General features: G+C 61.9%; 12 protein-coding genes. 5 read left to right on the top strand and 7 right to left on the bottom strand.

Annotated elements, in window-relative coordinates:
- Position 1: 1 nt before the first annotated feature.
- On the bottom strand, positions 2-2,173 hold the full coding sequence (locus tag GGD53_RS08055; RefSeq protein ID WP_184455138.1) for a CHASE2 domain-containing protein: 2,172 nt from the start codon (positions 2,171-2,173) through the stop codon (positions 2-4).
- A gap of 331 nt (positions 2,174-2,504) precedes the next feature.
- Here GGD53_RS08055 and GGD53_RS08050 point away from each other — a divergent pair, with 331 nt between their 5' ends.
- From GGD53_RS08050 to GGD53_RS08040, 3 genes are all read left to right on the top strand, one after another.
- Entirely contained in the window at positions 2,505-4,055 is a 1,551-nt protein-coding gene (locus tag GGD53_RS08050; protein ID WP_246717722.1) for an adenylate/guanylate cyclase domain-containing protein, read from the top strand.
- Positions 4,056-4,211: 156 nt separating this feature from the next.
- On the top strand, positions 4,212-4,424 hold the full coding sequence (gene rpsU / locus GGD53_RS08045) for a 30S ribosomal protein S21 (protein WP_003585885.1): 213 nt from the start codon (positions 4,212-4,214) through the stop codon (positions 4,422-4,424).
- 135 nt (positions 4,425-4,559) lie between these two features.
- On the top strand, positions 4,560-5,426 hold the full coding sequence (locus GGD53_RS08040) for a tetratricopeptide repeat protein (protein WP_184454957.1): 867 nt from the start codon (positions 4,560-4,562) through the stop codon (positions 5,424-5,426).
- Between the two features lie 188 nt (positions 5,427-5,614).
- Here the strand turns inward: GGD53_RS08040 and GGD53_RS08035 are convergent, their stop codons facing one another.
- Positions 5,615-5,860 (bottom strand): hypothetical protein, encoded by a 246-nt coding sequence (locus tag GGD53_RS08035; protein WP_184454956.1) that lies wholly within the window; start codon positions 5,858-5,860, stop codon positions 5,615-5,617.
- Between GGD53_RS08035 and GGD53_RS08030 the strand changes: the two genes are divergently transcribed.
- Positions 5,845-7,497 carry a sensor histidine kinase gene (locus GGD53_RS08030; protein ID WP_184454955.1) on the top strand — a complete coding sequence of 551 codons (1,653 nt, stop codon included), beginning with the start codon at positions 5,845-5,847 and terminating at the stop codon, positions 7,495-7,497. The two genes, GGD53_RS08035 and GGD53_RS08030, sit on opposite strands and share 16 nt — an antisense overlap.
- 59 nt (positions 7,498-7,556) lie before the next feature.
- Complete coding sequence (locus tag GGD53_RS08025) at positions 7,557-8,039, top strand: DUF992 domain-containing protein (RefSeq protein ID WP_184454954.1); 483 nt, start codon at positions 7,557-7,559, stop codon at positions 8,037-8,039.
- Positions 8,040-8,070: 31 nt separating this feature from the next.
- Here GGD53_RS08025 and GGD53_RS08020 read toward each other — a convergent pair whose 3' ends face one another.
- The 5 genes from GGD53_RS08020 to GGD53_RS08000 all read right to left on the bottom strand — a co-directional run bounded on the left by GGD53_RS08020 (position 8,071) and on the right by GGD53_RS08000 (position 12,427).
- Positions 8,071-9,465 (bottom strand): NAD(P)(+) transhydrogenase (Re/Si-specific) subunit beta, encoded by a 1,395-nt coding sequence (locus GGD53_RS08020; RefSeq protein ID WP_184454953.1) that lies wholly within the window; start codon positions 9,463-9,465, stop codon positions 8,071-8,073.
- Between the two features lie 7 nt (positions 9,466-9,472).
- Positions 9,473-9,871 (bottom strand): proton-translocating transhydrogenase family protein, encoded by a 399-nt coding sequence (locus tag GGD53_RS08015; protein ID WP_003582338.1) that lies wholly within the window; start codon positions 9,869-9,871, stop codon positions 9,473-9,475.
- Entirely contained in the window at positions 9,871-11,019 is a 1,149-nt protein-coding gene (locus GGD53_RS08010; protein ID WP_184454952.1) for a Re/Si-specific NAD(P)(+) transhydrogenase subunit alpha, read from the bottom strand. Before GGD53_RS08010 ends, GGD53_RS08015 begins: the two co-directional genes overlap by 1 nt.
- A gap of 206 nt (positions 11,020-11,225) precedes the next feature.
- Positions 11,226-11,450: an aa3-type cytochrome c oxidase subunit IV gene (locus GGD53_RS08005; protein ID WP_011426827.1), complete on the bottom strand. Its 225-nt coding sequence runs from the start codon at positions 11,448-11,450 to the stop codon at positions 11,226-11,228.
- 224 nt (positions 11,451-11,674) lie between these two features.
- Positions 11,675-12,427, bottom strand: coding sequence for an N-acyl amino acid synthase FeeM domain-containing protein (locus tag GGD53_RS08000; protein WP_184454951.1), 753 nt, complete (start codon positions 12,425-12,427; stop codon positions 11,675-11,677).
- Between the last annotated feature and the right edge of the window lie 116 nt (positions 12,428-12,543).

Genomic DNA, 12,543 nt, shown 5'->3' with positions numbered 1-12,543 from the left:
GTCAATCTGCCGCACTCTTTTCGATCCCGGCAGGCAATTCCCGGAAATGGTCGGTTCTGCCGGATATACGTTGGTAGAATTCCGCCAGACCGCCGAGCACCTGCGCAGCGCAGTGCTTTGCCGCGCCGATAAGTTTCCGGCTGTTCCGCGAATGCGATTGCAGGGCCTGTAACAGTTGCTTATGAACGATCTCGAGCGCGGCGAATTCCTGGGATTCTGCGACGCGTTCATCGCCGATGACCGCAAGGATCTGCGTCCGGCTGCTCTTTCCCTTGAGCGAGAGGGCGCCGGCCTCGATCACCGCCATTCCCTGCACTGAGCGTGCCGTGCTGTCGGAGATGAGGATATCGAAGCCTATCTCCTTGCAGGACGACTCGATGCGGGCTGCGACGTTGACCGCATCTCCGACCGCCGAATAGTTGAAGCGGGTCTTGGCGCCCATATTGCCGACGCAAGCAACGCCGGTATGGATGCCGATGCCGATGCCGACCTCCTGATCGGGTCCGAAGCCGAAGGCGTCGCTGGCGTTCAGTTCGGCGAGTGTCTCGCGCATCCCAAGTGCGGCGCGAACCGCCTTTGTTGCATGATCGGCCACATCGACTGGCGCATTCCAGAACGCCATGATCGAATCACCGATGAATTTGTCGAGCGTGCCTTCATTGGCGACGACATGGCGGCTCAGCGCATCGAGCAGCGTGTTCAGGAACCTGACGACATCAGTCGGCGCCAGCCGTTCGCTGATCTCAGTGAAGTTCCTGACATCGACAAACATCACCGTCAGCTCCCGGTCATCGCCACCGAGACGCAAGGCATCGCGGTTATGCTCGATGCGATGGAGCAGTGACGGAGAAAGATAATGTCCGAAGGCGCGCCGCACCTCGCGCCTTTCCCGGTCGATCACCAGAATGCGGAACGAGGTTGCCGCAAAATGGGTGATCGATCCGCTGATGATCGGAGCCAACGGATCGAGAAGAAGCCCCGCATAGAGGAAGGAGAACCAGGAGGCCACGAGCGCCATTGCGGTAATGAACAGGCCGCAGACCAGTGCGACGGCGGGACTGACGAAGGTCGTCACCACGACGAGCAGGCAGCCGAGCACCGCGATCGTGAGGATTTCCAGCCCGTCCGCCCAATCGGGCCGCGATAGGAAACGGCCGGAGAGAATCTGTTCGACGGCCTGCGCATGCATCGAAACGCCGGGAACATTCTCGCCGAGCGCCGTGACACGGATGTCCTGCAGCCCTGCCGCCGAGGTGCCGACGAAGACGATGCTGCCGTCAATGGCGGCAGCGAGCTCGGGAGAGGCGCCTCCGGCGGCGAGCACCTGGCGGGCGGAGATATAGCGCTCGGCCCGGTCGGGGCTGACATAGAGCCAGAATTCGCCCGCTGCCGTCAGCGGCACGACGAAATCGCCGATCTTTGCCGATGTCATCACGCCGGCGCGATCGGGCGCGCCGGCCAATATATAGGTCGATACACCCTGCGCGACGCGCAGCGCTTCGACCGCGAGATTGGGATAGAGCTGCAAGCCGTCGGTCAGGAACAACGGCACCGCCCGCACCACCGGCGATGGATTGCCAGGATTGAGGCTGATGTGGCCGAGCCCTGCGGCATTGGCTTCCAATTGCGGCCTGAGCGGCGTCGATGCAGCAAGGTAGGGCGGAGCCGAGACGGGGCTTTCCCCGGTGAAAGCAAAGCCCGCCTTGACAGGCGGCCGGTAACTGCCCTCGTTCGAAAGCCCGAAGCCGAGCACGACGGGTTTGCCGGAGATCGAGCGGGCAAAGATCTCGTCATTGTCGGGAAGCTTCTCGGCCAGGGACGGATCAAGCCCCGCGACCTCGCGCACGACGTTGCGCGGCGACAGCCGGTCCGGCTCTGAAAAAAGCACGTCGAAGGCGATGGCCGCCGCGCCCATTTGAGAAAGCCGGTCCACCAGCAGAGCCAACCGATCCCGTGGCCACGGCCATTGACCGAATTCACGCAACGACGCCTCGTCAATGTCGATCACGCGGACCGGCATGGGCTCGAATTTTCTCGGAAGCAGGCGCTGATACTCGTCGAAGGTCACGCCACGGATCAGCTTGAAGATCCCGGGATCGCCTGCCCGCAGCATCGTTAGCGCAGCCACGATCACCAGGCCGATAACGACACCGATTTGCTGCACGCGCGTCATCATCTCAACCGGTGTCCCCCTGCCAACCGACAGGCTACGCCGCTTTCTATCCGAACGCCATTCGCCCATGCGCTTGCGGCGCTTCCTTTCGCTTTCCAGCCTCCCGCTTCCCGCCGGTCGGCGCAACGGCATCTTCAAATTTGGCGGCGCCGTCAGTTCGGCCACGCTTTTGCTTGGACGACACGGCTTCGATCTTGCCGGGCGCGCGGTGAAATGTTCTTGTAACGGCGCGAAGCGCGAATGCTTTTGGATGGAAGAGTGAGGGGCTCCCGTGATTTCCGAAACCGCCGTGCGCCGCAGCGGCTATTGGCTGATCGTCGTCGTGCTGGCGATGCTTGCAGGACTGCCACTCGCCGTCTGGCTCGACATCAGCGATCTCTCTGGAAATAGTCTCAGACGCCAGGCGCGCGATATGAGTTCGCTGATATCGAGCATCCGCTCCTATTATTCCGCCAATGTCGTCGGACGTGTCCTTGCCGCGCACGCCAGCGGCGCGACCGCAGGCACGGTCGTCTCCCACAACTACGCCAATATCCCAGGCGCCATCCCGCTGCCGGCAACACTTTCGCTGGAACTCGGCGACGTCATCAAGGAGCAGCAGGCCAACATCACATACCGCTTCGTCTCCGATCTGCCGTTCAAGAGCCGCGCTTCCCACGAGCTCGACGATTTCGAGAAACGATCGCTCGCCGCGTTGCGCGCCAATCCGCAGCAGACGTTGAGCGACCTCACCCGGGTCGGTTTGACCGATACCCTGCGGTTCGTCACGCCCGTCGTCATGGGCCAGGCCTGCGTTGCCTGTCACAACAGCCATCCGGAGAGCCCGAAGACCGATTGGAAGGTCGGCGATGTGCGCGGCATTCAGGAAGTGGTCATCAAGCAACCCTATGCAAGCAACGTCTTCGCCTTCAAATATCTGCTCTGCTATTTTCTTTTTGTCGCCGTCATCGGCCTCAGCTTCATTCTGCTGCAGCGCCAGCAGGCCCGCGCGATCCACGGCGCCAACCGCGAGCTCGAAGCGGCGAATGAATTCCTGGCGAGCGTTTCCCTGAAGATTTCACGCTATCTCTCGCCGCAGATCTACAAGAGCATCTTCAGCGGACAGAAAGACGTCGTCGTCCATACCGAGCGCAAGCGCCTGACGATTTTCTTCTCCGACATCAAGGATTTCACCGCGACCACCGAGCGGCTGCAGCCGGAAGCGCTGACGGAAATGCTCAACGAATATCTGACCGAAATGTCGAACATTGCCCTCGCCCATGGCGGCACGGTGGACAAGTTCATCGGCGATGCCATGCTGGTCTTCTTCGGCGACCCGGAAACGAAGGGTCCGGAAGAAGATGCGAAAGCCTGCCTGCGCATGGCCGTCGACATGCAGCGCCGCCTCGGGGAGCTCAAGGACAGATGGCGCAGAAACGGCACCGAGGAGCCTTTCGTCGTGCGCATGGGAATTAACAGCGGTTATTGCAACGTCGGCAATTTCGGCAGCAGCGATCGCATGGACTATACGATCATCGGCGCGGAGGCCAATCTCGCGGCCAGGCTGCAGTCGATCGCCCAGGGCGGAGAAATCGTCATCAGCTACGAAACCTATGCGCTGGTGAACGAGATCGTCGACGCTCACCCTTTGCCGCCGATCACCATGAAGGGCATCCAACGCGAGGTCGTGCCCTATGCCGTCGATGGACTGACGCTCGGCGCCGACCACAAGAGCCGCGTTCTCAGTGAACATCTCTCGGGTCTCGACCTGCATCTGGATATGAGCCGGCTGGAGCCTGCCGATCGACTCCGGGTCAGGACGGCGCTCAAGGAGGCAATTGCCGCCCTGGACGATGCCCTGCCGGAAGCGGCTCGCTTGAGACAGGATGCCGGACAGATGTGATTTTTCCAGCTGCCGCCGATATCCATCTGGACTTCCCCTACTCGATCTGCTATCCCGCATCACCAATCGCAAGGCCGCGGCCGCGCGAACGTTATATTTTTGCCCCTGGCGCTGCGCTGCCTCAGGCATCAACCAAACCAAAGGAACGTGATTCTCGTGCAGGTACTTGTCCGCGATAACAATGTCGATCAGGCTCTCCGCGCTCTCAAGAAGAAGATGCAGCGCGAAGGCATTTTCCGCGAAATGAAGATGCGCGACTACTACGAGAAGCCGTCGCAGAAGCGTGCTCGCGAAAAGGCCGAGGCTGTTCGCCGCGTTCGCAAGCTGGCCCGCAAGCGCGCCCAGCGCGAAGGCCTGGTCGCACGCTAAGCGTTGCCGTCGTTTTTTCGACGTTTTCAGATGCATTGTGGCGGGGGCGATGGGTTCGCCGCCGCCTTTTTAGTTTGCCGCTGAAGATCAGCATATCCCAGTGTTGGATATGCCGCATGGGGAAAGCGAGCCCGAATGGCTGATACCACCTTCAATCCGTCCCGCGCCTGGCGCTTTAAGAACACCGCATTCCTGCCGGCTTTGACGCTGGCGGCCATGGTCGGTCTCGCCGGCTGCGAGACGACCAATACGACGGATGCCGTAATCCGCATCGACAAGGCGCAGGGCTCGGAAGAAAACATCGCGTCGCTGACGGCTGTTATCAACGCCAATCCGAGGGATCCCGAAGGGTATAATGTCCGCGGTTCCGCCTACGGCCGTGGCGGCCAGTTCCGCCAGGCGCTGAACGATTTCAACACGGCATTGCAGATCAACCCGCGCTTCTTCCAGGCCTATGCCAACCGCGCGCTGGTCTATCGCAACATGGGCCAGCAGCAACAGGCGATTGCCGACTACAATGCCGCCCTGCAGATCAATCCGAGCTACGACGTCGCCTATATCGGCCGCGGCAATGTCTATCGCATGGCCGGCCAGGACGATGCAGCTTTCAACGATTTCAGCAAGGCGATCCAGCTCGGCACGACCGATGGCCGCGCCTATCACAATCGTGGCCTGATCTACCAGAAGCGCAATCAGCAGGACAAGGCCATCGACGATTTCTCGAAGGCCATCTCGCTCGCGCCGAATTCGCCCGAGCCCTATAATGGCCGCGGCATTTCCTACATCGCGCTGAATGACGATGACAACGCGTTTGCCGATTTCAATCACGCGATCGATCTCAACGGCAACATCGCCGAATCCTGGGCCAACCAGGCTCTTGTCTACGAACGCCGCGGCGACAAGGCCAAGGCTGCCCGCTCCTATCGCCATGCGGTCGGGCTTGACCCCAAATACCAGCCGGCCCGCGATGGTCTGGCCCGAGTCGGCGCTCCAGCCGGCTAAGGGTTGGGGCGCCGGAAACAACGGATGCCCAGAACCTTGGCATTGCAGGAAAATCTCCGGCAGAACCGCTTAATTAATGGCCGGCCCCGGTGCGCGCGCAGCAACGGGCAGCAGGAGCATGCCGTCATGAAGGCGACCGCATCGCTTTGAAAAGAGGGCCGGAAAACCGCCGCCGTCTTCATGGCATGTCATACGATATTGCAACCTGCTTTTGCTCCCCCTAACATGCGGCTGCTTCGATAGCCCGCTGTCGGGGTGTGCGAAAACACGTTGAGGGCGGTTTGCGAGAGATGCGGATCTTTGCTTTCCTGACCGCAGACGAAAACTGTTGCGGACAGCGCGCACAGCAGCGCCGCGCGTCTTTCAGGACGCACAAAGGACGCGGCAATACCGGGACTGTGGCGGCGGCGCGCAATAAATGAAGATCGTCGCATTGTTTTTTCCCAAAGCTTCGATCGGCACCTATCTGGTGGCGATGGCGGTGGCGATCGCGCTGCCGATCTTCGCCTTCGTGGCGCTGCTTCTGCTGCAGCTGGAGGATAACCAGCGCTCGACGCTGAAGCGCGAGACGGCGCAGGACGCGCTTGCCCTTTCGCGCATCATCGATCGCCAGCTTCAGGACATGGCGACGACGTTGCGGCTGCTGTCGAGCTCCCCGGAGCTCGAAAACGGCGACCTCGCCTCCTTCCACGAACGTACGGAAGCGGCTCTGCGGAACAATGCGCTCTATGTCCTCGCCGTCGACCGCACCGGTCAGCAACTGCTGAACACACGCCGGCCTTTCGGCACTCCGCTCGAAAAGACGGCAAACATCGTCGCGCTCGATGCCGCGATGAAATCCGGCCGGATCGAGGCGTCCGATGTTTTTCGCGGCAGAACCAGCGGCGAGTGGGTCTACAACGTCACTTTGCCAAGAGAGGGCGATCCTGTCGCCGCCCTCATCATCACCCAGGACGCCAGGGATCTCGGCCGGCTGGTGACGACCCAGGGTCTTGCCCCCGGCTGGTCGGCCGCCGTTCTCGACCAAAGCGGCCACGTGGTGGTTGCCGCCGGTCCCGCCGCCCTCAAGCCCGGCACCCCCTTCGATCCGCGCATCCTGCCGGCGCTTGGTTTTTCCCGAGGGGTCTTCGAAGATAAGTCGATCCTGCCGCACATGCTTCTCGGTTATGCACAGATTCCCGGCTGGTCTTGGAAGACGGTGATCTGGGGGCCGGTGGCGCAGGCTTCGATTCTCAGCACCTGGCGTTTCCTCATCATCGGCGGCGTTGCGCTCGTGCTCGTCGCAGTGCTGGCCGCCTATGCCGTCGCGAGACAGGTCCGCACCACCATCCGCGAGATCGCCGACATGGCGAACCGCATGGGCCAGGGCCACATCGTCTCACCCGTTGAAACGAGCGTGATCGAGGCGAACCAGGTGGCGATCGCTCTTTCGAATGCCTCATTCGATCGCAGTCAGACCGAAGACCGGCTGCGCTTCGTCATGCATGAACTCGTCCACCGCACCAAGAACCTTCTCACGCTTGCTCAGGCCATGATGCGCCAGCTTGCCAAACAGGCCGACAGCGTCGAAACCTTTCAAGCCGCCGTCGCCGACCGCCTTGAGGGCCTGGTACGTTCGATCGAGCTTCTGACCAGCGAGCAATGGGGAGGCGTGTCGCTCCGGCGGGTCGTCGACATCCATCTGCAGGCCTTCCCGCAATCGCGCGAACAGATCGAAATCACGGGCGAAGATTTCGTCCTGAAGCCGGATGCGGTGCAGAATCTCGGCCTTACCCTGCATGAGCTCGCCACCAATTCTGTGAAATATGGTGCGCTCTCCGTCCCACAGGGCCGCGTCCGCTTCGACTGGCACAATGTCAGGGACGAAGACAAGCCGGATGCCCTGCTCCGCTTCACCTGGGAGGAGCGCGGCGGCCCGCCGGTCACAGAGCCCTCGCGCTCGGGTTTCGGCACGACCGTCATCAAGGCGCATGCCGCTTCCGCCTTCCGAGGCACGGTGCAGGTCGATTTCCGGCCCGAAGGCCTGTTATGGGTACTGACAGCCCAGCGCGCCACGCTGGAGCGGGAATAACCTAGGAACAATCGCCACCTCAACCCGTTTCGAACAGGTCATTCCCAAGGAGAAGGACCATGTTCAAGCAAACGATGATCGCCGCCGCGGCACTGACGGCCGCTGCCTTGGCAAGCCCGGCGAGTGCGGAAAATTATGTGACGCTTGGCCGTCTGGTCTGCGGATCGGATGGCGGTCAGGGCCTGATCGTCACCTCGCAGAAGAACCTCATCTGCACCTATACGCCGGCATCCGGCGGCGCCAAAGCCGTCTATGCCGGCAAAATCGAGAAGTTCGGCCTCGACATCGGCCAGACGGGCAAGAGCGTGATGATCTGGCAGGTCCTGGCAAAGACCGGCACCGATATTCCGCAATTCGCCCTTGCCGGCGAATATTACGGTGTCGGCGCTGATGCGAGCATCGGTGCGGGCGCCGGCGCCAAAGTGATTGCCGGCGGCACCAATAAGGCTTTCATGCTGCAGCCACTGAATGTCCAGGCCCAGGAAGGGCTGAACCTGGCGATCGGTGTCGAGAAGATGACGCTGGCGCCGGGCGAGATATGAGAAAAGCCGCCCCAAAGGGCGGCTCATCGGCTCAATGCGCGATCGCCTTATTGATGTCTTCGGTCATTTTCTTGGCGTCCCCGAGCAGCATCATCGTGCCGTCCTTGTAGAACAGCGTATTGTCGATGCCGGCATAACCCGAACCAAGCGAGCGCTTGACGAACAGGCAGGTCTTCGCCCGATCGACGTCGAGGATCGGCATGCCGTAGATCGGCGAGGTCTTGTCGTCGCGCGCTGCCGGATTGGTGACGTCATTGGCGCCGATGACATAGGCGACGTCGGCCTGGGCAAATTCCGAATTGATGTCCTCGAGCTCGAAGACCTCGTCATAGGGAACATTGGCCTCGGCCAGCAGCACATTCATATGGCCGGGCATGCGGCCTGCGACCGGGTGGATCGCATATTTCACCTCGACGCCGTTCTTCTTCAGATTGTCGGCGAGTTCGCGCAGCGCATGCTGGGCCTGGGCGACCGCCATGCCATAACCCGGCACGATGATGACCTTCGAGGCATTGGCCATCAGATAGGCCGCATCCTCGGCCGAGCCGAGCTTGACCGTCTTGTCTGATGTGTCCGGCCCGCCGGATGCCGTCTCGCCGCCGAAACCGCCGAGAATGACCGAGACGAAGGAGCGGTTCATCCCCTTGCACATGATGTAGGAGAGGATGGCGCCTGACGAACCGACGAGCGCGCCGGTAATGATCAGCGCCAGATTGCCGAGGGTGAAGCCGATGCCGGCTGCGGCCCAGCCTGAATAGGAATTGAGCATCGAAACGACGACGGGCATATCGGCGCCGCCGATCGGCACGATCAGCAGGACGCCGAGCGCCAGCGACAGCGCCACGACCGCCCAGAAGTCGAAATGGCTTTCGGTGGCGGCAAGGCCGACGATGAAGAGCACGATCAGCACCAGCAGGGTTGCATTGATCAGATGCCGGTAGGGCAGCAGGATCGGCTTGCCGGACATGCGCCCGTCGAGCTTCAGGAAGGCGATGATCGAGCCGGTGAAGGTGAGCGCCCCGATCGCGACGCCCAGCGCCATTTCGATGCGCGCCTCAGTGTGGATCTGGCCGATCTCGCCGATGCCGAAGGAGGCGGGCGTATAAAGCGCGGAGGCGGCGACCAGCACGGCGGCAAGGCCGACCAGCGAGTGGAAGCCGGCGACCAGCTGCGGCATCGAGGTCATGGCGATGGTGCGAGCGACATAGGCGCCGACGCTGCCGCCGATGGCAAGGCCGAGGATGATCAGCACGAAGCCGCCGAAGTTCGGGGTCGCCAGCACCAGCGTCGTCAGGATGGCGATCCCCATGCCGATCATGCCGTAGAGATTGCCCTTGCGGCTGGTGGCCGGATGCGACAGGCCGCGCAGCGCCAGGATGAAGAGCACGCCGGAAACGAGGTAGAGGAAAGCTGCGATATTGGTCATCGATCCCTCACCGGTCCTTCTTGCGGTACATCGAAAGCATGCGCTGCGTGACCAGGAAGCCGCCGAAGATATTCACCGAGACCAGCACCAGGGCGACGAAACCGAAGCCGGTCGCAAGCCCGCTTGTGGAGATGCCGACCGCCAGCAGCGCGCCGACGACGATGACCGAGGAGATCGCGTTGGTCACCGCCATCAGCGGCGTATGCAGCGCCGGCGTCACCGACCAGACGACGTAATAGCCGACGAAAATCGACAAGACGAAGATCGCCAGCTGGAAGACGAAGGGATCGATCGCCCCGCCCGTTGCCGCACTTGCCGCTTCCGGGGCATGCGCGGCTGCGGTGGCGACGGCCGTCACGGCGTCGTTCAACTGCTGCAGCGCTCTGTCCATTGCTTCACTGGCCATCACATGTCTCCCTTCTTCGCGCCGCCGAAGGCGGGATGCACCACGTCGCCGGCATAGGTCAGCATCGTTGCCTTCACGAGCTCGTCGTCGAGGTTGACGACGACCGCCTTCGTTTCCTTGTTGACCATCGTCTCGAGGAAGGTGACGAGGTTCTTGGCGTAAAGCGCCGAGGCGCTGGCTGCGACCCGGCCCGGCATATTGGCGAAGCCGATCACGCTGACGCCGTCGACGTCGGCGACCTCGCCGGCAACGACGCCCTCGATATTGCCGCCGCGCTCGACCGCGAGGTCGACCGCGACCGCACCCGGCTTCATCGAGGAAAGCATGGCGCGCGAGACGAGCCGCGGCGCCGGCCGGCCGGGAATGAGAGCGGTGGTGATGACGATATCCTGCTTGGCGATGTGTTCGGCGACGAGCGCCGCCTGTTTCGCCTGATAGTCTGCCGACATTTCCTTGGCGTAACCGCCGGCCGTTTCCGCCGCCTTGAACTCCTCGTCCTCGACGGCGATGAACTTGGCGCCGAGCGAGGCAACCTGCTCCTTGGCGGCCGGGCGCACGTCGGTGGCCGAGACCGCCGCCCCGAGGCGCCGCGCCGTGGCGATCGCCTGCAGACCGGCGACGCCGGCACCCATGACGAAGACCTTGGCGGCCGGCACGGTGCCTGCCGCCGTCATCATCATCGGCATGGCGCGGTCATAGACCGCCGCCGCCTCGATGACCGCCTGATAGCCGGCGAGATTGGCCTGAGAGGAGAGCACGTCCATCGACTGGGCGCGGGTGATGCGCGGCATCAGCTCCATGGCGAAAGCCGAAAGCCCGGCACTCGCGAGCGCCGCAATCGCCTCGTCATTGCCGTAGGGGTCCATGATCGCAATGACGACGGCGCCGCTCTTGTAACCCGCGATTTCCGATGGGCTCGGGCGGCGCACCTTCAGCACCACGTCGGCGGAGGCTGCATCGGCAAAACTGCCGATTCTGGCGCCGACGGCTTCGAACTCGGCGTCCGGAATGCGCGAAGCCGTACCGGCGCCGGCTTCGACGACGACATCGAAGCCGAAACTCTTCATCTTCTTCACGGTCTCGGCGGAGGCCGCGACACGCGTCTCGCCGTCCGTGACTTCCCTTGCAACGAAAACAATATTGCCCAACTGCCCCCTCCTCCGGGTCAGCCAGACCGCCGCAGGCTCGCCTGCGCAGGCCAAGCACCTAATTCACAAGGCTTCGGAGAAGCCTCCCCTCCCCTTAGAGCGCCGTACGTCCCCCCGGACATACAAAGACGCTCCAATTCCCTCAGTCGACACATCGCGTTTGCCGAAAATCGATTGCGATTTTCAGGCCGATGCGCCAGCCGCGATCAGCGGAACAGGAAGATGCCGGCGGCGAGAAGAACGATGAAGACGAAGAGGCCACCGAGAAGGCCGGCGCCGCCGAAGAAACCGGCGGTCATCGCCAGCAGGAGAACGACGAGAAGCATCGTGCCGTATTTCGTGCCGGCAATGAACATGTTGTAGGTCTGCTCATGTTCCTTGTAATCCATCGGCGCGCCGGTCTCGACCGGTCCGGTATGATGTTCGGCCATAAATATCGTCTCCCTGAAATGCTTTTGCGCTGCCTGATTCCCTCTTAAGCCGAGGGAAGTCCCTGGCTGCAGGAATTACACAATGACAGGCGAAAGCGCAATGCATGAGAATGCCGCAGCCGCGGTTCCAAACCACCTTCTTCCGCAAGGAAAAAACGTGAGGGCGCCGGCTGCGGATCTTGTCACCGCCGTATAACCTCTCCTCATTCGCAGAGCAGGAGAAATTACAGCGGCAGGTCGGTGCCGAGTTCACCTTGCGGCACGAAGCGCGCCGTCGGGATGATGGTAAGCGGCGGCAGCGTGTCGTGGGGAGTGCGCGAAAACATCATACGCTGTTCGCTGGCGCTGGAGATGAAGAAGGGATAGCGCGTCAACAGCTTGCGCCCGACCTCCACCACATTCGTCGCCATCAGTGTAACGTCAACGCCGTAACTCTCCGCCAGTCGGCTGGGCACAATGGTATCGGCATAGAAGACCCGCTTGTAGAAGGCGGCATGCGGGGGCCGGACGGACTGAATAACCCGGTCAGCCCGGAAATACGCTGCCGCGACGATGGCGGGTCTCAGCGTCAGATAGGGAACCCATGGCAGGTTGGCGGTGAGCTCCGGATCGGCCGCGAAACGCGCCGGGTCGATCAAGGTCAGCCCGGCGTCCAAAAGCTCATCCATCGCCTCGGGAAAGGCCTCTCCGGACCGGCTGATACGATGCTCCGGCGTCACATAGTGAAGTCTGATCGTACTGACCAGTTCGCCATAATAGTAGAGACCGAAGATATAAGCATGGCTGTCGAAATCGACATCGTCCAATAGGCCTGCCGGGGCAAGCGACAGCGCGCCATGGGCCTTGTAGGCCTTGTAGCGCAGCCGCTCCACCTCCTCCATGTCTTCGCTGCTTTCGACACGGCGATATTCGACCTGATCCAGAATTTCCAAAATTTTCGTACTGAAATCACTACGCGTGAACAGTGTGTCTGACATATTTTGATCCACTCGTTAACGGATCATTAATCATACGCCAGCGAGATTTAGGCAAGGAAATCCGATAATTCGGTTCGTTTATAAAGTATTAAGGTTAACGGCGGGGGAGTGTCACA

This window comes from Rhizobium aethiopicum, assembly GCF_014197535.1.
GTDB classification, from domain to species: Bacteria; Pseudomonadota; Alphaproteobacteria; order Rhizobiales; family Rhizobiaceae; genus Rhizobium; species Rhizobium aethiopicum_A.
Note: the sequence above shows the minus strand (reverse complement) of the source record. Positions and strands in the feature narration are given on the sequence as shown.